19 protein-coding genes and 1 tRNA gene are annotated in these 20,016 nt (G+C 50.3%); 7 read left to right on the forward strand and 13 right to left on the reverse strand.

Annotated elements, in window-relative coordinates:
- Positions 1–226: 226 nt before the first annotated feature.
- The 3 genes from HC231_RS20345 to rplU form a co-directional block, all read right to left on the reverse strand.
- Complete coding sequence (locus HC231_RS20345; protein ID WP_208228493.1) at positions 227–1,186, reverse strand: DMT family transporter; 960 nt, start codon at positions 1,184–1,186, stop codon at positions 227–229.
- A gap of 88 nt (positions 1,187–1,274) precedes the next feature.
- Positions 1,275–1,532, reverse strand: coding sequence for a 50S ribosomal protein L27 (rpmA, locus tag HC231_RS20350; RefSeq protein WP_208228494.1), 258 nt, complete (start codon positions 1,530–1,532; stop codon positions 1,275–1,277).
- Between the two features lie 19 nt (positions 1,533–1,551).
- Entirely contained in the window at positions 1,552–1,863 is a 312-nt protein-coding gene (rplU, locus tag HC231_RS20355) for a 50S ribosomal protein L21 (RefSeq protein ID WP_048636291.1), read from the reverse strand.
- A 260-nt stretch (positions 1,864–2,123) separates the two neighbouring features.
- Between rplU and ispB the strand changes: the two genes are divergently transcribed.
- On the forward strand, positions 2,124–3,095 hold the full coding sequence (ispB, locus tag HC231_RS20360; RefSeq protein WP_208228495.1) for an octaprenyl diphosphate synthase: 972 nt from the start codon (positions 2,124–2,126) through the stop codon (positions 3,093–3,095).
- A gap of 29 nt (positions 3,096–3,124) precedes the next feature.
- Here the strand turns inward: ispB and HC231_RS20365 are convergent, their stop codons facing one another.
- Entirely contained in the window at positions 3,125–3,496 is a 372-nt protein-coding gene (locus HC231_RS20365; RefSeq protein WP_208228496.1) for a DNA-binding protein, read from the reverse strand.
- A gap of 268 nt (positions 3,497–3,764) precedes the next feature.
- A complete protein-coding gene (locus tag HC231_RS20370) occupies positions 3,765–4,151 on the reverse strand; it encodes a DNA-binding protein (protein WP_208228497.1) in 387 nt (128 codons plus the stop codon).
- A 186-nt stretch (positions 4,152–4,337) separates the two neighbouring features.
- On the opposite strand from HC231_RS20370, the gene HC231_RS20375 reads away from it, so the two are divergent.
- Complete coding sequence (locus tag HC231_RS20375) at positions 4,338–4,619, forward strand: helix-turn-helix domain-containing protein (protein ID WP_208228498.1); 282 nt, start codon at positions 4,338–4,340, stop codon at positions 4,617–4,619.
- A 41-nt stretch (positions 4,620–4,660) separates the two neighbouring features.
- Here the strand turns inward: HC231_RS20375 and mdh are convergent, their stop codons facing one another.
- Positions 4,661–5,602 (reverse strand): malate dehydrogenase, encoded by a 942-nt coding sequence (gene mdh, locus HC231_RS20380; protein ID WP_208228499.1) that lies wholly within the window; start codon positions 5,600–5,602, stop codon positions 4,661–4,663.
- 470 nt (positions 5,603–6,072) lie between these two features.
- Here mdh and argR point away from each other — a divergent pair, with 470 nt between their 5' ends.
- Positions 6,073–6,543: a transcriptional regulator ArgR gene (argR, locus tag HC231_RS20385; protein ID WP_208228500.1), complete on the forward strand. Its 471-nt coding sequence runs from the start codon at positions 6,073–6,075 to the stop codon at positions 6,541–6,543.
- Between the two features lie 44 nt (positions 6,544–6,587).
- On the opposite strand, the gene tsaD is transcribed toward argR, so the two are convergent.
- Complete coding sequence (gene tsaD / locus HC231_RS20390) at positions 6,588–7,604, reverse strand: tRNA (adenosine(37)-N6)-threonylcarbamoyltransferase complex transferase subunit TsaD (protein ID WP_208228501.1); 1,017 nt, start codon at positions 7,602–7,604, stop codon at positions 6,588–6,590.
- 226 nt (positions 7,605–7,830) lie between these two features.
- Between tsaD and rpsU the strand changes: the two genes are divergently transcribed.
- From rpsU to rpoD, 3 genes are all read left to right on the forward strand, one after another.
- Positions 7,831–8,046 (forward strand): 30S ribosomal protein S21, encoded by a 216-nt coding sequence (rpsU, locus tag HC231_RS20395; protein WP_001144069.1) that lies wholly within the window; start codon positions 7,831–7,833, stop codon positions 8,044–8,046.
- Positions 8,047–8,182: 136 nt separating this feature from the next.
- Positions 8,183–9,937 (forward strand): DNA primase, encoded by a 1,755-nt coding sequence (gene dnaG, locus HC231_RS20400; protein ID WP_208228502.1) that lies wholly within the window; start codon positions 8,183–8,185, stop codon positions 9,935–9,937.
- A gap of 155 nt (positions 9,938–10,092) precedes the next feature.
- Complete coding sequence (gene rpoD / locus HC231_RS20405) at positions 10,093–11,931, forward strand: RNA polymerase sigma factor RpoD (protein ID WP_208228503.1); 1,839 nt, start codon at positions 10,093–10,095, stop codon at positions 11,929–11,931.
- A 93-nt stretch (positions 11,932–12,024) separates the two neighbouring features.
- Here the strand turns inward: rpoD and mug are convergent, their stop codons facing one another.
- Positions 12,025–12,522 carry a G/U mismatch-specific DNA glycosylase gene (gene mug, locus HC231_RS20410; RefSeq protein ID WP_208228504.1) on the reverse strand — a complete coding sequence of 166 codons (498 nt, stop codon included), beginning with the start codon at positions 12,520–12,522 and terminating at the stop codon, positions 12,025–12,027.
- 148 nt (positions 12,523–12,670) lie between these two features.
- On the opposite strand from mug, the gene HC231_RS20415 reads away from it, so the two are divergent.
- A tRNA-Ile gene (locus tag HC231_RS20415) sits at positions 12,671–12,746 on the forward strand.
- 310 nt (positions 12,747–13,056) lie between these two features.
- On the opposite strand, the gene HC231_RS20420 is transcribed toward HC231_RS20415, so the two are convergent.
- The 5 genes from HC231_RS20420 to HC231_RS20440 all read right to left on the reverse strand — a co-directional run bounded on the left by HC231_RS20420 (position 13,057) and on the right by HC231_RS20440 (position 20,015).
- Positions 13,057–13,815, reverse strand: a complete 759-nt coding sequence (locus tag HC231_RS20420) for a reverse transcriptase domain-containing protein (protein ID WP_208228505.1) — start codon at positions 13,813–13,815, stop codon at positions 13,057–13,059.
- Between the two features lie 1,031 nt (positions 13,816–14,846).
- A complete protein-coding gene (locus HC231_RS20425; protein WP_208228506.1) occupies positions 14,847–16,502 on the reverse strand; it encodes a hypothetical protein in 1,656 nt (551 codons plus the stop codon).
- A gap of 3 nt (positions 16,503–16,505) precedes the next feature.
- A complete protein-coding gene (locus HC231_RS20430; RefSeq protein WP_208228507.1) occupies positions 16,506–17,039 on the reverse strand; it encodes a baseplate complex protein in 534 nt (177 codons plus the stop codon).
- Entirely contained in the window at positions 17,011–17,745 is a 735-nt protein-coding gene (locus tag HC231_RS20435; RefSeq protein WP_343073005.1) for a hypothetical protein, read from the reverse strand. Before HC231_RS20435 ends, HC231_RS20430 begins: the two co-directional genes overlap by 29 nt.
- The gene (locus tag HC231_RS20440; protein WP_208228508.1) at positions 17,742–20,015 is read right to left on the reverse strand and encodes a phage tail-collar fiber domain-containing protein; all 2,274 of its coding nucleotides are present in this window, start codon (positions 20,013–20,015) and stop codon (positions 17,742–17,744) included. Before HC231_RS20440 ends, HC231_RS20435 begins: the two co-directional genes overlap by 4 nt.
- Position 20,016 lies beyond the last annotated feature (1 nt).

Below are 20,016 nucleotides of genomic sequence, written 5' to 3' on the forward strand. Positions count from 1 at the left end.
GCGTAACTTTTTGATTTCAAGGAATACCGGCATAAATGCCATCAACCATTAAAAACCGACGCACCAGAACCTATTTCCGGCAAAGGGGCGGATTGTACCCGCTTCCCTCAACATTTTCATCTGTATTAAAAGTAAACAGTATAGAAGGAATATCAAAACGGCACTACCACATTACCGTTACGGGCCGCTATCGCCCCGTTTTCATCGCTCGTTCGGCCACTCCGCCCTATTTAGGCAACACTATGGAAACGGGTTCTTTTCCCCCTGGGAAAAAACGGTGTCCGACCGCAGAGAACATCGCTCCCGCCACAACGACCAAAGCGCCGACATACCCTAGCAAGTTAAGCGCGGTAATCCCAAAATACGCGGGCCAGAACAAAGCCAATAGATCGGAGAAAAACAGCGAGAATAGCGGCGTGAGCGTAATCACAGCGCTCACCTGGGCTGACTGCCAACGCGCCATCGCCTCCGCCAGCGCGCCATAGCCTATCAGCGTATTCGCGCCGCAAAACAGCAGACAGGCGAACTGCAGGCTATTGAGCCGCAGAATAACCTCCGGGTGGGCAAATGGCGTAATGAGCAAGACGCAAAGCACATAAAGCAAGAGCAAAATCTGCTGCGACGTCAGACGACGCAGCAATACCTTCTGCGCAACGCCGTACATTACCCATACCGCGGCGGCGCAAACGCCCAGCAGTACGCCCAAAGTGTAATCGGTAAGGCGGGTGAAAATTTCAATCAGGCTGGCGTTAAAGAATAAAACCAGTCCGCACACCAGCGTCGCCGCGCCAATAACCTGCGTAACGCGCATCTTTTCTTTCAGGATGAGTACGCTGGCGAACATCATGCCGACAGGCGAAAGTTGACCAATGACCTGAGAAGCCGTGGGACTGAGATATTGCAAAGATGAGCTGAAAAAAACGAAATTCCCCAGTAATCCACAGGTTGCCGCCACCAATACAATCAACCAGCGGCGGCGACGAAAAATCCGCAGCGGGGGCAATTGCTTCCGAGAGAACAACATAAGCCCCAGGCCGATCGACGCGATGAGAAACCGATACCAAACAACCGTATAAGGTTCCATCACGGCCAGAACCTGTTTCATGGCGATCGGTAAGGCGCCCCAGCATATTGCCGTGGTCAACGCCAGACAAAGACCGATACCAGTCTGTTGCTTAGTGTTCATGTTCGTCTCAGGTGATTGAACGGGATCAGAATGTAAAAAGCCCCGCAACGAATTGCGGGGCTTAAATCTGTAGACCTAACGCGAAAAATTATTCAGCGACGATGCTGATATATTTACGGTTTTTAGGGCCTTTTACTTCGAACTGAACTTTACCGTTAGACAAAGCGAACAGCGTATGGTCCTTACCGCAGCCTACGTTGCTGCCAGCGTGGAATTTGGTTCCGCGCTGACGAACGATGATGCTGCCCGCCAATACTGCTTCGCCGCCGAAACGTTTTACGCCCAGGCGTTTGCTTTCTGAGTCACGACCGTTACGAGTCGAACCGCCAGCTTTCTTGTGTGCCATTTATCCGCTCTCCTAAATCTTAAGCGCTGATGCCGGTGATTTTCACGTCAGTGAACCACTGACGGTGGCCCGCTTGCTTACGATAGTGTTTACGACGACGAAACTTAACAATCTTAACTTTCTCGCCACGACCGTGAGCAACAACTTCAGCTTTAATTTTACCGCCATCGACGAAAGGAACGCCGATTTTGATTTCTTCACCATTGGCAATCATCAGAACCTGATCAAACTCAATAGCTTCACCAGTTGCGATGTCCAGCTTTTCCAAGCGAACGGTTTGCCCTTCGCTTACTCGGTGTTGTTTACCACCACTTTGGAAAACTGCGTACATAAAAAACTCCGCTTTCCGCGCACTCAACGTATGATTATCCAGAGTGCACTATAAATATTCACAATAGGGCGCGAATTCTACGCAAAAATACCGAGGATGACAAGTGCAGAATCACAGGATGTGCAGAAAAAGAGTACAACATATTAACTGCCGTTTATCTCTCCCATTTTTCCAGTACAATCAACTCAACAAATCCCATCATATGCCGATATGAGACAGAAATCTTACGGCGATGTTGAAGAAATCAGCTGGCACAAACCATGAATCTAGAACAAATCACAGCGTTAACTGCCCAGGACATGGCGGCCGTTAATAAGGTAATTATTGAGCAACTGAACTCTGATGTCGTTCTCATCAATCAACTCGGCCACTATATCATCAGCGGAGGCGGAAAGCGTATCAGACCGATGATCGCGGTGCTTGCAGCCAGGGCGCTGTCCTATGAGGGGCATAAACACGTTACCGTCGCCGCACTGATCGAATTTATTCATACCGCCACATTGTTACACGATGATGTCGTCGATGAGTCCGATATGCGCCGCGGCAAGGCCACCGCCAATGCGGCCTTCGGTAATGCGGCCAGCGTATTGGTCGGCGATTTCATCTATACCCGCGCATTCCAGATGATGACCAGCCTGGAGTCGCTGCGCGTGCTGGCATTAATGTCGGAAGCCGTCAATGTCATAGCCGAAGGGGAAGTATTACAGTTGATGAACTGTAACGACCCCAACATCACCGAAGAGAGCTATATGCGGGTGATTTACAGTAAAACCGCACGATTATTTGAGGCCGCCGCCCAATCATCGGCGATCCTGGCCGGCGCGACGCCTGAGCAGGAGAAAGCCTTGCAGGATTACGGGCGTTATCTGGGAACCGCTTTTCAGCTTATCGATGACTTGCTGGATTACAACGCGGACGGCAAAACGCTGGGCAAAAATACCGGCGATGATCTTAATGAGGGTAAACCGACCTTACCTTTATTACATGCGATGCATAACGGTAATGCTGAGCAGAGCGCAATGATTCGCAAGGCAATAGAGGAAGGCAACGGACGTCATTTGCTTGACCCGGTGCTTGCCGCCATGCAGCAGTGCGGTTCGCTCGACTACACCCGTAAACGTGCGGAAGAAGAAGCTGACAAAGCGATTGCCGCGCTACGGCCCTTACAGGAAACGCCCTTCCGCACGGCGCTTGAGGGCCTCGCCCATTTGGCGGTGCAACGCGATTTCTAACGGGGCTGCTTCACTGCGATGATCATCTTTCACGCCGTCCGATCATCTTCGCTATTATCCAGCCGAGACAGCATAGCCACGATCCCCTCGCGCATGATGAAGTTTATCAGCCGGGATTGCTCGCTTTCCGAAAGTTGATGAAATATATGTATCCAGGAAGCCAGTAATGCTGGCTCTTTTTTCACCCCGTATTCAGGCGACGCTTCCTCTTTCATCAATAGCTGACTCTTCACCTCATCCGGCAGACTGTGGATAGAATATTCGACGCCGCGTCCTTGAACGCCTTTGCGTTTCCGTTTTTCCCAGCCGTCTTCGCGGGCCCGTTTGTTCAATCCTTGCGGAGATTTAGGCAACCCGCCGACCCCCGTCAGCTCATTAGTGGCAAACCATTCTTTATCCATACCCTTCACTCCCTTGTCTACGTTGCAAACGCGATTTCGATTTCCGTCCAATAATTTCCATATAGTAGACTATTATTACCCAAACCTTTAACGTCTACGCGTTATAAATACCATTAAAACACATAAAAATCACTGTCCTTATGCCAGGGCATCTGGACATTTCAAGGATGAAGGGAGAGGGAGTATTGTGGAAGAATGGGAATGGAATGAAGAAACAAGGGGGTATTGCCATCTTTACTGACAAAATAAGCAGATGGCAAAATGGTGCTTATTCGGCGGTCACGCCGGGATCGATCTTCTCATCCGCAGACGTAATTCCCAGCTGGCTTAGCGTGGTCGACACGCCAACTCTCAGAATATGAGCGATCAGTTTATCTCTTTCCGTTTCAGAGAGTTGATCATAAATCTGCATCCAGATAGTCAGCGTGGCGGGCTGTTTCCCTGAATATGACGGAGAGTCGCTTTCAAGTAATAACAATTTTTTTACCGTGTCGGGAAGACTATGAATCGAATACTCGACGCCTCTCCCCTGAATCCCCCGACGACGGCGCTTCTCCCAACCATCTTCACGAGCGCGCTTATTTAATCCCTGCCTTGATTTAGGAAGTCCGCCGACGCCAACCAGTTCATTGGTAGCAAACCACTCTTTTTTCATAGCTTTTCATCCTGATAGTGCCATTCCTAACAAAAACGAGGTTAATTGGAATTTTTTTGAGAAATTTATAGGAAATTGATGCTATATTATTTCCTAATAATCATGTCATGTTAGCTTGGCATATAACTAACATCCGTTATTTATACCACTAATGAACAGTCGTCTTATAGCAATAAGGGAAGGATTATGACTTTAAGGAAACATGACTGGCATCCCGCTGATATCATTGCCGCTTTGCGCAAAAAAGGCACAACGCTGGCTGCGGTATCCCGCGCTGCCGGGTTAAGCTCATCAACGCTGGCTAATGCGCTTTCACGTCCGTGGCCTAAAGGGGAGTGGTTGATAGCCGATGCACTGGGCGTTCATCCATCAGAGATCTGGCCAAGCCGCTACTACGATCCGGAAACCAACGAGCTTATTGACAGAAAAAAGCTTATCCGCCCCAATGAAAAGAAGAGCCGGAGATAAAATCTCCGGCTCTGAATTCGTGATGGTAAAAACAGGAGCGTTTATTGGCCCTTAACGAAAGACTCGCCTAATTCGATATCCTGATTAAGCGTATCCAGCATATTTTTAAGCGCTTCTTGTTCAAACGCACTTAAAACGCCGATGTCTTTACGTTCAACGATGCCATTTTTACCCAACAGCACCGGCTGCGCAAAGAAACGGGCATATTGGCCATCGCTTTCGACATAAGAACATTCAACAACGCCGTCGTCACCCAGCAACGCGCGCGTTAATGACAGGCAGAACCGCGCCGCAGCCTGTCCCATTGACAGAGTTGCCGACCCGCCGCCAGCTTTTGCTTCCACGACTTCCGTACCCGCATTCTGGATACGTTTGGTCAAATCGGCGACTTCCTGGTCGCTGAAGCCGATCCCCGGCACCTGCGACAGCAGCGGGAGGATCGTCACGCCGGAGTGCCCGCCGATAACCGGTACGTTGATATCTTCCGGCAGTTTGCCTTTGAGTTCGGCGACGAAGGTATTGGAACGGATAATATCCAGCGTGGTCACGCCGAATAGCTTATTTTTATCGTATACGCCGGCCTTTTTAAGTACCTCGGCCGCAATGGCGACAGTCGTATTGACTGGATTGGTGATAATACCGATACAGGCCTGCGGGCTGGTATTGGCGATTTGCTCGACCAGATTACGGACGATACCCGCATTAACATTGAACAGATCTGAACGATCCATTCCCGGCTTACGGGCTACTCCGGCGGATATCAACACAATATCCGCCCCTACCAGCGCTGGAGTTGCATCAGGACCACAGTAACCTTTGGTTTTTACTGCGGTAGGAATATGGCTCAGATCGACAGCCACCCCCGGCGTCACCGGCGCGATGTCATAAAGAGATAATTCTGAACCTGAAGGAAGCTGGGTTTTGAGGAGGAGAGCAAGGGCCTGACCAATGCCGCCTGCCGCACCAAGAACTGCAACTTTCATCCTAAACTCCTTATAATCGTAAAGTACAAAAATGCCGCGAATTCATTTAATAGAAGAATTAACACAAGAAGAAAAAGTAAAACGTATTCACTTACCGTTAGTGGATACTACTTAAAGACCGGGCGTACCCTATGTCCATAATAATAAATCATAAACGGCTATTAATTAGAAAGGTAAGTAAAGTTAGTGGGCTTCGAGTTAATAACGTAGCACTCATTTATTGCCCATGAATAGGAGGGCTACGACACAGTAATCATCAATATATGAATAACATCATTCTGATAACATTTGATTCACTTTTATGTGACGTGTGACGCATTTTTCAGACTCGGGTGACCCACAAACTTTTTTAATCGTTTTTTCAAATGGCCACAAGTCGCGGCTGGCGATAATATACGCACCGCAGTTGCATAAAAATTCATTAATCTGCATAATCACGGAGTAAACAACTCTGATAAATCCGGTGCAGAATGCGTAATTCAACAAAACAAGAAGACTTAGTTAAAGCGTTCAAAGCGCTGCTGAAAGAAGAGAAATTCAGCTCTCAAAGCGAGATTGTTCAAGCCTTGCAAGACGACGGATTTGAAAACATCAATCAGTCCAAAGTCTCGCGCATGTTGACCAAGTTTGGCGCCGTACGTACGCGCAACGCAAAAATGGAAATGGTCTACTGCCTGCCGGCGGAGCTGGGAGTGCCCACCACCACCAGCCCGCTAAAAAACCTGGTGCGCGATGTCGATTTCAATGACGCCGTCGTGGTTATCCACACCAGTCCAGGCGCGGCCCAGCTAATTGCCCGTCTGCTCGACTCGCTGGGCAAGTCGGAAGGCATACTGGGCACCATTGCCGGCGATGACACCATCTTCACCACTCCCGCCAGAGGATTCAGCGTCAAACAACTCTATGAAGTCATTCTGGTGCTGTTTGAACAAGAGCTCTAACGGAAACAAAACCCGCATTATCCCGATGCGGGTTGATTAACGGCTCAGATGGCAGGTAATTCAGCCAACGGCCAGCGCGGGCGCACCGTTACGCCCAGATCCTGCGTTTCCCCCTGCTGTTGCAGGCGGATCGCCCCCGCATAGGCGATCATCGCGCCGTTGTCCGTACAAAACTCGGGGCGGGCATAAAATACCGAGCCCCCCCGGTTTGCCATCATCTCGCCCAGACGTTGACGCAGCGTACGGTTAGCGCTTACTCCCCCCGCCATCACCAGCCTTTTGAAGCCGGTTTCATCCAGCGCGCGGCGACATTTAATCGCCAGCGTATCCACGACGGCGTCTTCGAAAGCGCGCGCAATATCCGCCCGCGTCTGTTCATCGTCGCCATTGCTGCGGATCGTATTGGCGGCAAACGTTTTCAGGCCGGAGAAACTGAAATCCAGCCCGGGACGATCGGTCATGGGGCGCGGGAAAGTAAAGCGCGCGGCGTTCCCGGTCTGAGCCATTTTTGACAGCATCGGTCCGCCGGGGTAATCCAATCCCAGTAATTTTGCCGTTTTATCAAACGCTTCGCCCGCCGCATCATCAATGGACTCCCCAAGCAACCGATACTCGCCGATGCCGGTTACGCTGATTAGCTGCGTATGCCCGCCGGAAACCAGCAATGCGACAAAAGGAAATTCGGGGGGATTGTCTTCCAGCATGGGCGCTAATAGATGCCCCTCCATGTGATGCACCGCGACGGCGGGAACATTCCAGGCAAACGCCAATGCCCGGCCGACGGTGGCCCCGACCAATAACGCGCCCACCAGACCCGGACCGGATGTATAGGCGACGCCGTCAATGTCGCCGGCCTTTAAATTCGCTTCGCGCAGCGCAGCCTGGATCAACGGTACGGTTTTACGAACGTGATCGCGGGAAGCCAGTTCAGGAACGACACCGCCGTAATCGGCATGGAGTTTTATCTGACTGTACAACTGATTGGCGACCAAACCGGCCTGAGTGTCATAAATGGCAATTCCGGTTTCATCGCAGGATGTTTCGATACCCAATACGCGCATTGCTGTTCCTACTTTAATTACGGTACAAGCCGGGGTTGAATGCAGCTTGCTTCATGCGGCGGATAGTCTACCATAAGCCCCCCGGTTTCCGCGCTGGCGGAGGTTGGGTGTTTTATGATCGTCCAGCCCTTTACAAGGGGCCCCTGTTTGCAGTAGAATTCCGCACCATTTTGAAAAGGCTGGCACAAGGCCAGCGGCAAACCGAATTTATTGAGGTGAGAGGCACATGCCGGTAATTAAAGTACGTGAAAACGAGCCGTTCGACGTAGCTCTGCGTCGCTTCAAGCGTTCCTGCGAAAAAGCGGGTGTTCTGGCTGAAGTTCGTCGTCGTGAGTTTTATGAAAAACCGACTACCGAACGTAAGCGCGCTAAAGCGTCTGCAGTAAAACGTCACGCTAAGAAATTGGCTCGAGAAAACGCACGCCGCACTCGTCTGTATTAATTTTAGGAGGTTTTCCTCCACCGCGTGATTAATCCGCAGACTTAGTAGTTGCATACGAAGGCCGTGCTTTCCGAAAGGAATGCGCGGCTTGCTGTCGTTTATAAGCTGTCGTTCATAAGTTAAGAAACAGGGGCTTATGGCTGGACGAATTCCACGCGTATTTATCAATGATCTGCTGGCTCGCACCGACATCGTCGATCTCATAGATGCGCGCGTCAAACTGAAAAAGCAGGGCAAGAATTATCATGCGTGCTGTCCGTTCCATCACGAAAAAACCCCCTCATTTACCGTAAACGGTGACAAACAGTTCTATCACTGTTTTGGTTGTGGCGCTCATGGCAACGCCATTGACTTTTTAATGAATTACGATCGTCTCGATTTCGTTGAAAGCATTGAAGAATTGGCTGCCATCTATGGTCTTGAAGTGCCGTATGAAAGCGGTACCGGACCAACCCAGCTTGAACGCCATCAACGACAAAGCCTGTATGAACTGATGGGACAACTGAGCGAGTTCTATCAACAGGCGCTTAGCCAGCCTGCCGGCGCGCCGGCGTTACATTATCTGCAACAACGCGGACTGAGCGCCGAAGTAATTAGTCATTTTGCTATTGGTTTCGCACCGTCCGGCTGGGACAACGTTTTAAAACGTTTCGGGCGTAACAATGATGACCGCAGCACATTGAACGATGCCGGCATGTTGGTGACTAATGAGCAAGGCCGTACATATGACCGCTTTCGGGAGCGGGTCATGTTCCCCATCCGGGATAAACGGGGACGGGTTATTGCCTTTGGCGGTCGGGTATTGGGCGATGGCGTGCCGAAATATCTGAACTCGCCGGAAACTGAAATTTTTCATAAAGGCCGTCAGCTCTATGGCCTGTATGAAGCACAGCAGAACCATCCGGAACTAAAGCGGCTGCTGGTGGTTGAAGGGTATATGGATGTGGTTGCCCTGGCGCAGTTTGGTATTGATTATGCGGTTGCGTCGCTGGGAACCTCCACGACGGCCGATCATATTCAGTTGCTGTTCCGCGCCACAGACCAGGTCGTCTGCTGTTATGACGGCGACCGCGCCGGACGAGAGGCGGCATGGCGCGCGCTGGAAACTGCGCTACCCTATTTAAACGACGGTCGCCAGTTACGCTTTATATTTTTACCTGAAGGGGAAGACCCCGACACGCTGGTTCGTAAAGAAGGCAAAGATAGCTTTGAGCAGCGGATGGAGCAGGCTCTGCCGCTGTCGCAGTTTCTGTTTGAAACGCTGCAACAGCAGGTGGACATGAGTTCGCCCGATGGGCGCGCTAAGCTCAGCACCCTGGCTCTGCCCTTGATTGGTCAGGTTCCAGGTGAAACATTGCGCTTATATTTACGTCAGCAGTTGGGTAACAAACTTGGGATTCTGGATGACAGCCAGCTTGACCGGCTGTTGCCAAAAGTGGCCGAACATGCTCAAGCATACCAGCCGCCCCAGCTAAAAGTCACAACTATGCGTATACTTATAGGGCTATTAGTTCAGAACCCAAGGCTTTCAGCGGAAGTACCGGAACTGACGCTGGAAGGAATAGAAGAGAGCAAAGTGGCCGGTCTGAGCCTGTTTCAGGATCTGGTAAAAACCTGTAACGCCAGCCCGGGAATGAATATGGGTTTGCTGCTTGAAAAATATCGAGACAGTAAATACCGGAAGCAGCTTGAAACTATGGCTTCCTGGAACCATATGATCGAAGAAGACGAACTGGACGATAAGTTCAGAATAAGCCTGGCGGAGCTCTACGATCAACTGTTGAGACAGCGTCAGGAAACATTGATTGCCCGTGAAAGAACCCATGGGCTGAACGCCAAAGAAAAAAAAGAACTTTGGTCACTGCAACTGGCTTTAACCAGAAAAAACTGATTACCGAGGCTTAATTGCCGATAAATAGCAAGGTAGAACCTTGTCAAGAGCCGCTACAGGGTCCGCGGCGATTAGAAAAAAAGCCCTAATGCTATTGTTGGCGAATGACGCCGACCAACACCAACCCAAATACTCTGAAGTGTGGATACCGTCTTATGGAGCAAAACCCGCAGTCACAGCTAAAGCTACTTGTCACCCGTGGTAAGGAGCAAGGCTACCTGACCTATGCCGAGGTCAATGACCATCTGCCGGAAGATATCATCGACTCCGACCAGATCGAAGACATCATCCAGATGATTAACGACATGGGCATCCAGGTGATGGAAGAAGCGCCGGATGCAGATGATCTATTACTGGCAGAAAATACCAACGACGCGGATGAAGACGCGGCAGAGGCTGCTGCTCAGGTGTTATCCAGCGTTGAATCGGAAATCGGCCGTACGACCGATCCGGTTCGTATGTACATGCGTGAAATGGGTACCGTTGAATTGCTGACGCGCGAAGGCGAGATCGATATCGCCAAGCGTATCGAAGACGGTATCAATCAGGTTCAGTGTTCCGTTGCCGAATACCCGGAAGCGATTACCTATCTGCTGGAACAGTACGATCGCGTCGAAGCGGGCGAAAGCCGCTTATCCGATCTGATTACCGGATTCGTCGATCCCAACGCGGAAGAAGATATCGCGCCGACCGCCACCCATGTCGGCTCCGAGCTTGCCGGCGAAGATCTCGATGACGATGATGACGAAGAAGATGACGAAGACGACGCTGATGATGACAACAGCATCGATCCTGAACTGGCTCGTCAGAAATTTACTGAACTGCGTGAACAATACGAAACGACGCGTCAGATCATCAAGACCTACGGCCGCAGTCACGCTAAGTCGGCTCAGGAAATTCTGAATCTGTCCGAAGTCTTCAAACAGTTCCGCTTAGTGCCGAAACAGTTCGATTTCCTGGTTAACAGCATGCGTTCAATGATGGACCGCGTGCGTACTCAGGAACGTCTGATCATGAAGCTGTGCGTTGAACAGTGCAAAATGCCGAAGAAAAACTTCGTCACCCTGTTCTCCGGCAATGAAACCAGCGACTCCTGGTTTACTGCGGCGATAGCCATGGCCAAGCCGTGGTCTGAAAAGCTGAACGTCGTGGAAGAAGACGTTAAGCGCAGCCTGCAGAAATTGCATCAGATTGAAGAAGAAACCGGTCTGACGATCGAACAGGTCAAAGACATCAACCGTCGTATGTCGATCGGCGAAGCGAAAGCCCGCCGCGCGAAAAAAGAGATGGTTGAAGCGAACCTGCGTCTGGTTATTTCTATCGCCAAGAAATACACCAACCGCGGCTTGCAGTTCCTTGACCTGATTCAGGAAGGGAACATCGGTCTGATGAAAGCGGTGGACAAGTTTGAATATCGCCGCGGTTATAAGTTCTCGACCTATGCAACCTGGTGGATCCGTCAGGCAATTACCCGTTCCATCGCCGACCAGGCGCGCACCATCCGTATTCCGGTGCATATGATTGAAACCATCAACAAACTCAATCGTATTTCCCGCCAGATGTTGCAGGAAATGGGCCGCGAGCCGACGCCGGAAGAACTGGCCGAACGGATGCTAATGCCGGAAGATAAAATCCGCAAAGTGCTGAAGATCGCCAAAGAGCCGATTTCGATGGAAACGCCGATTGGCGATGATGAAGATTCGCATCTGGGCGACTTTATCGAAGACACCACGCTGGAACTGCCGCTGGATTCCGCAACGTCGGAAAGCCTGCGTTCGGCGACGCACGACGTGTTGGCCGGCCTGACCGCGCGTGAAGCGAAAGTGCTGCGTATGCGTTTTGGTATTGATATGAATACCGACCATACGCTGGAAGAAGTCGGTAAACAGTTTGATGTTACCCGCGAACGTATTCGCCAGATCGAAGCGAAAGCGTTGCGTAAGCTGCGTCATCCAAGCCGCTCGGAAGTGCTGCGCAGTTTCCTGGACGATTAATTCATTTTTTAATGATTAACGCCGCTGAAATAACCCCGGACCACCGGGGTTATTTTTTACCGGCTGCCCGCCGCCAATGCGTTGCTGCCGTTTTTATCCGCCGCCGCGCAATGCCTGATAAAGCGTCTGATAAGATTCGACCAGCGATTCCAGCGTCGCACGGTTCAATCCGCTGGGGTTAGGCAGCACCCAAACCTGAGTTTTCCCGATCGTCAACGATTGACGCCCCCAGGCGACTTTCTTGATGCCAAAAGCCTGACTGAACGCCTGCTTGCCCAATACCGCAAGAGCCTGAGGCTGGTAACGCCGCATCTTCTCAAGAATGGCCTCGCCGCCCTGCAACAGTTCATTCCGTTTCAATTCGCTCGCCTCTACCGTCGGCCGCTCCACCAGCATGGTAATGCCGCATCCGGTATCCAACAAATGCCGTTCTTCTTCAGGCTTGAGCAATCGTTCGGTAAATCCTGCCTGATGGATCACTTTCCAGAATCGATTGTTCGAGTTGGCGAAATGATAACCGTGATGAGCGGTCGATAATCCCGGATTGATACCGCAGAAAACGACCTTAAGATTGGTTGCCAAAATATCCATGACATGACGTCCCCTTTACGGCGCACTTTCCGTTGTTATCGCAAAATCTGACAATAATAACAATAAGCTATCCTGCATAGAAAACAGACATCCGGCCGCACAGCTATAGACCTCCCCCCACAGATTACCGTATAATCGTCGCCCGTCCGGCCCCTTAGCTCAGTGGTTAGAGCAGTCGACTCATAATCGATTGGTCGTTGGTTCAAACCCAACAGGGGCCACCAAATTTTATCTTTAAAATCATGAAATTAAGCCACTTTTAAACAAGTGGCTTTTTAGTATCTAAATGCCAGTGGCAGCAAAATGGCAGCAGAGTATCTATTAAGATATCTAGAAAATAAAAATTACAGCAATCTGAAGAGGGATTTTTCAACATGGCAATGACAAAATGTAAAGAGTGTAAAAAAAGAGGTTTCTAATTCAGGCATTTCTAGGCTCGAATCCTAGCACCCCAGCCAAATAAAACTGATAAAACGGCAAGAAACGGGGCGACATAGTGGTGAAAGCTATTTTTATAAAAAAATCCCTAGATGCTCATCTGAAGAGCCTAGCTTGCTGCTGATTTACACTGCCAACATATGAAGCAATGCCTTTACGTTCATGCTCATTCTCGCTTTTGGCATAGGCGATCAAAAATTCAACAATCCTCGCAGCTGAAACCTTCAAGTTGTTATTAGATAGTTCTAAATTGAAAACTTTGATTTTCTGTGACGGCGGTTGCGTTTTTGTAGTATTTACCTCATAACGAGATTTTTTCAGAGCTTTCAGTAAGTTATTGAAGTTAAATACTAATACATCAATATCGGTAGATGAAATAATAATATCATCCATATAAACAGATACAATAACCTGCCCCTTTTTGACCATGGCGTTCAAGGTACTACCAGCAAATGATCTGTGTAAACATAGTGTTGCTAATATCGGAGACTGGGGATACCCATAAGGAATAGCGAATTTTTGACCATCAGAGGAAGGAATCCTAACTGTAGAAAGTTTAGCGATTCTCCTTGCTTCGTTATATGGAAAGAAAAGCTTTAGCTCTCGCGTTACCCGGCTTTGACTCGTTGAATCAAAAAAGCTTTTTATATCGATCAAGGCGAAAAAGTTACTGTTGATATGCTTTCTTGCGGCAGCAACATGCCCACCATCTCTCATATGGTAATAATATAACGGTGGTATCCATTTGTTTCTTATTTGTTCATGTAATGACTTGCCAAAGATAGCTGTTTCCTGAGATGGTATATAAACCCATTTATTTTTTTTCAGTTTGAATTTATGTTCCCAAGTTCCCATTCAAAAAATAAGGCCTTTTATACACATAGTTAAGGGCTACGTGAATGTAGCTTATGACTTTCTCAGCAAAAGCTATCAATGCATTGAGAAAGACTAAGACTGTAGTGCAAGTCTTAAGCACATCCACTAAGCCAATTTTGCTCTTTTGCATAATTGTTCCCTCCGTACAACCCTGACGTTTCTTAGCGCAAGCGCATAGCCCAAACTAAAAAATGAAAAATTTATAATTAAATTTTCCCATACACGTAGCAGCCCGGCGATTCGTAGCGGGGCGATTCGCGACGACCCGTTAGACGCTACATTCGTGTGACGACATGTGACGAAATGTACAGAGAGGCCAGGACTTCCCCGGCTAACGTCAGGTGATGTATAGATTACACCGTGAATAAAACTTACGAAACAGATTTCAGTTTATTCATACCCATAGATTTTCCTTCAATTCCGCACTACGTTAGGTTCTCTACTATCTGGAAATGTTACTAAACGCCCCTCGACTTTGAACCCTCGTTGACAAAATCCTCATAAAACTCTTATTTATCTGATAGATAAATGTACTGACAGAGCCATAGGAGATTATGAAAACTGAAAAAAACTGAAATTCCTTTCAATCTTTTCAGTTTGGTGTTTCCACCAAGACCCCAGCAGCGGCGCGGGCTGGCGTACCCGTTTGTAGAAAAATAAAACTGAAAAATGTTTATGATCCGAAAACCGCAGGCGGGTGCGGTGTAGCGCCGATTTTGTCATGCGACCATTTATTTTGCGTGTGCGTTGGCTGCGCCTGCGGGGCGTGACGAGGTGATTGAGGTTTATAGGTTCGTGATGGTGTGATATGTAGGCAGCGCGCTTTATGGGGCGTCTGAGAGCGTTTTATGACAGGCGTAAAAAAGCCCGCGCGCGGCGGGCTTGGTTTTCCCTGGTGTCATCATTATCGTTTGCAATCCAATTAAATAATGACACCGGGTTAGTTTATTTTATAAACGTTTATACAGATCGATTATGGATTATTGATCGGTTGCGTCGATCAATTGTTATCACTCCCCAATCACCGGACTGTATTTCGTTTGCAGCGCCCCTGATTTGGTGCCGGTTGCTGCAATAGCCGGAGCATTCAACGGCGTGCCGGTGTTGTTGTGGGTATGGCTGGCCGTTTGCTTGGCCAGTTCTTTTACCACGTCCAGCGTGTCTAACATCAACTGCATGACGTTGATTTGCTGGCTACCGACCCATACCACCGGGGCAATGATATCCTGACGCGCCCCGGCTATGCTACTGCGGATCTGGCCGATTTTCTCCATCAGGTTCTGGCCAATATCCACCGTAGCCGATTTGCCGACGCTGGCCACATAGCCCGCCTGCGTAGCCAGGCTGTAATCCCCTTCCGCTATCTGCACAATCGCCCCAGCCAGCAAAGTGGCCGTACCCAGCACCGTGGTTTTATCCGTGGCCTGGATGGTTGTTTCTCTGGCTACGATCGTGCGGCTTTCTTCGTCTGCGGTTACAACCCGTCGCATAGATGATTCATTGATTGTCTGGTCTGTCTGCCGTTCCCAGTCGCCCGCCACCGTGACACGCTGTGACACTTCCGCCCGTTGCTGCTGTAGCTGTTCCCCTGGCTTAATATCCGGCAGGCTATGCCCCTGCGCCAGCGTCTGCCGGACAAAGGGCTTATCCGGGCGACCTTCGGTAAAACCGACCTCGACCAGCGTTCCAGCAGGCGGAAACTGAAACATGCCCGATTCACCGCCCGCCATTGGCACCGGCAGCGGTACAGCGGGATAAATGGGGGTGTCTTTAGCCGGGTTGCCGTCTGCATCCAGCAGTTGCAGATCGACGGCATAACGGGGCCGGAACGGATCGGCAACGTTGCCACTGGTCACGCCTTCCGTTGGCGCTTCGACGCGGGCGAACCGTGGCAGATGAAGCCCCGCGGATAATTCCGGGTAAGCCGCATCAATCTGCCGTTGCGCCGATGTACGCTGTTCCCGTTTTCCCGTTGCTGCACTAACGGGCGTCCAGATGATTGCAATATCATCATCGGTCAGCCTGACCGATGTAATGCGCTGATTATTGACGACCACACCGGGCCGCACAGACTGGATCAGCGGCAAGGTCATACTGTTGCCCGCCGCCTGCGCCTGGCTGAATTCTGCGGGGATCTCGATGGGTTTATCTGCAAATATCGAATGTGGCCAACTGCCAATATACAGACCGCCATCCGGCAACGGTTGCCAAATATAATCATCAATGCCAAATGCCGCGCCGATGTTGGCCAGTAGTTGATAGCCGGTACCGCTATGGGTGAAATGTGGGATCGGCGTGGTGACATAATCGGCTTCCGGTAGATGCACCGTTAAACCGCTGTTTCCCTCCAGCCAGGCGGCAAGCTGCTTAAGCGTGGGATGCTGAAACGAACATGGCCACATCCGTTCAAAGATCCCCGCCAGTTCACGCACAAACAGTTTTTGATAGCCATTCTCGGCGGGTTGTGAGCGTTCAACATAGCCGGTAAACCAGCGCAACACACTGTCGGTATAACCCACATCCAGCCGCACCAGTTTACCGGTATAATCCTGATCGGTTTCTACCGTGATAAAGCCACGGCCACAGGCGTTTAATTCCAACACCATATTGACTTTAACCAGGTGAACGGCGTCACCGGATAACATCAACCGCTTAATCGGTTTCATCCCTTACCCCAATGCGTCATTGACCGGTTTCAGCACCTTGCTTTCAAACCAGCTTAATCGCTCTTCACTCTCCGCTGAACTGCTGCCCCCTTTTACGCCTGGCGTCTGCTTTTTCGACTCAGTTTTGCTCCCGGCGCGGGTATCACGTTTCTCTGCCACACTGATATGTTCACGTAACGTGAAGGTAACCAGCCATGCCTGTTTCCCATCCTGTTTAGGCGCGTCAATCGAGCCGGTAAAGGTAGCCAGCCGAAAATTAATGGCCTGAGCCGTATGGTTGGCCACACGGTAACGCTTAAGCTGGCCCCCTTCTTTCGCCTCAGCCAGCGCCCACAGACGGGTTAATACTTTTGCGTCAGTAAAGGGAATAATGCCGGATATGCGCAATTCTTTAGGCTTGATGCCCTGCTCCGCGTTTGCCGTGCTCGACGTCTGGCCAGACTGGTCTTTATCCTGAAATTGCATAGACGGGGTGACGGTAAGGCTTTTCAGCGGGATAGCTTCACCGTCAAGGGCGAGGGTAATTATCTGGCTCATGGATCATGCCTTCCAATGCATCAAATGATTCACCCACAAACATCATGGCCACCGTATACACGGCAGACGGCTGCGGGACGTTCTTCACCAGTTCAGCAGCGATCACGCTGCTTTGTCCTTTTCCTGTAAATACCCAGGCGCGGGCGTTACCTTGCTGTAACGCGCTCAGCCCCTGGCTGATTTTCCCCAGCAGACTATTGCGAGCGGCTGTAAAGCTGGCTAACTGACCTTTGATGCCATCAATACCGCTACTGGCTGCGGCCTGCTGCTGTGCGGCGGCAATGCGCTGCGCGTTCAACGCCTGGCGATTGGTTGATACGGACAACGGCACGACTGAGGGCAATCCCTGGCTTTTAGCGGGCAACTGCATTTTTACCCTGTCTAGCTCTGCCGCCGCCTGCGCCATTCGGGCCACCAACGTAAACGCCGGGGCCGGAAATACCGCCGTCATGGCATTTAACCGCTGCAAAAAATCATCGTGGGCGGTACTACAGATCATAATCACCGTAACGGCGATTTCACCCACGGCGGCCTGTAACCGACTGGTCAGATAGGCCACGGCATTAGCCGGGCTTAGATAGCTGCCGGTTGCCGTTTTCTGGCCTACGCCATAGATCCACGGATGCACCGGCACAATAGCGCAATTCACCGCGCTCATATTAGCCGGGAAACGGATATCTGCTTCACGCCATCGCATATTCATCATGCCGCTTTAGCCATAACGTGATAGTGAACATTCGTGTTGTTCCCCACTCCGTTTTTGTCCCACACATCCCAACGATGGGAAAAACCCGTGTTTTTAACATCAAAAATCCGACCAACCCAACCATTGGGGCCGCTATAGCCACCGACTTCGCTGTAAGTAATATTAATAATGTTGCCCAGTTTTAACGGGAATAACACCGCTTTTTCCACTGATACCGTCGTCTCAAAAGAACCGAATAATTCGATCATTCCATCAGAATATTTACGCCAGTAATAGCCATCACCAGAACCAGACTCAACGATTGAACCCGCTACCGTAATGTCTTTTGTACCATCAAAATCTATTCCGTTGATTTTCCGTGGTGCTGCCAGCTTCGTCGCGGCGGTAGCGGTCGCGGTCTTCATTAAATAACGGCCATCAGACTCTGTTTTATTCCAGGCATTGATATCCGATGCCTGCAAATTCACATCAGCCGAAAGCGGCTGTCCATTGATACGAATAGAACGTAATGCATATTTTTTCGCAGCATCCGCATCCGTAAGTGCCCCTATGTCTGCGGCACTTGGTTTATTGTTTGGGCTGTAAACGCGTTTTCCACTTTCAGAAATAGTGCCAACCACATATAGACCGCCTGCGCCATTCAATGACGCCAGCTCTTCTAATGAATCATTGTTTCCATTCCAGAAAGTAAAGCCACCGCCACCACTCCCCCTGTGGTTAACAAAATCCGTTCTCCCGGCACCATTAACCCGGTTCCAACAAATATGCGCCCCTTGTGATTCGGGCAATGCTGGCCCTGGCGCTGTCACTTTCAGAATGTTATTAATCGTCAACGGGCCAGATAGAACACCACCGGATAAGGGGAGCTTTTTAGCTATCTCGTTTAACATCGTCGTGGAGAAATTCGGATCGTTGCCAAGCGCTTTCGCCAGTTCCTGCAATGTATCCAACGCGCCCGGCGATCCATTGACTAACGCCGTAATCGCCGCTTTCACAAATGCCGTATTGGCCAGTTGTGTATCATTGGAGGCTTGATCGGCGGTTGGCGCGGTTGGCTTTCCTGTCAGTGCTGGGCTGACGAGGGGGGCGAATTTCTTCGTCGCGTCCGCATCGGTCAGCGCCCCAACATCACCCGCGCTGGGTTTATTGTTCGGGCTGTAGACGCGTTTTCCCTTTTCCAGCAATGTATTAACATTGACGTTATGCCCCATTTCTACATTACCGTTAGCCAGATCAATTCTAAATGGGCGTAGGGCGTTCCAACTCCCTTTCCTATCGCCTTTGTTGGTTAACAGCAGGTAAAAAGCACTGCTATCGCTACGCAAGATAACGCCGTAATCACCGTAAATCAGACGCATGGCATCGGCAGATGAGGAAAGCAGTTCTCCGGTCATGGTATCGCCTGCTTTTTTTAAAAAAACCTCGTCTAAAGCGGCAATTGGCGATACCTTGCGATTATCCGCAAGCTGTCCGTTAACAATGGTGGCAATTTTCGCCACATAATGATCGTAACCTGCCGCATCCGTATAATTTTTCAGGTCAGCAACCGCTTTAAACGTAATACGATTCTGCCAGGCTCCCGTAGCCGTCCCCTGGCGGCTAACGTCCAGCCAGACCGCCGTATTGGCGGTTACGGTCAATTTGGCTACGGCATCCAGTTGTACCCGCAACCCGCTGACATAACCAACACCCGGCGCAATCGTGGCCTGTGTTCCGGCCAGCGATACCTTAAAACCGTCATTCAAAAATGCTGCTACACCGTAATAGTCCTGCATGGCCAGCCGGTGCGCTTCGTCCATGCTGAACAGACGCGCGGAAAAATCGATCTGCCACGTCTGCGCCGATACGTTGATTTGCGTCGCTTCCGCCGCACCATCAAACTGCATCGACAGATTGCGCGTTAAGCTATTACCCTGCTGGCCGTTCTGCGTTTTCAGCTTCTGCTGGGTACGCACATGGACAATCATCAATACCGTATTGGTTTTGCTATCTACCAGACCTATCCAGTTGTACTCCCAGTCGCCAATCGTGGTATCCAGCACCACCGAATACACCACCGCATTATCATTGAGTACGCCCGACTGCGTGATCGCCGCCGTGTGTTTAATGGTTGCTGCCGCTGGCATTCCCTCGTCACGGTTTACCGGTTTGTTTTCATCCTGATTGGGGATCAGGGCAAAAACCACCTTATCCGGCACGGCGGGTAAGCCGTCTAAAATCTTGCTGACATTCCACGCTTCAAAGGCGCGGGTTACTGCACTTTGTGCCATA

The sequence above is a fragment of the Brenneria izadpanahii genome, from assembly GCF_017569925.1.
Taxonomy (GTDB): Bacteria; Pseudomonadota; Gammaproteobacteria; order Enterobacterales; family Enterobacteriaceae; genus Brenneria; species Brenneria izadpanahii.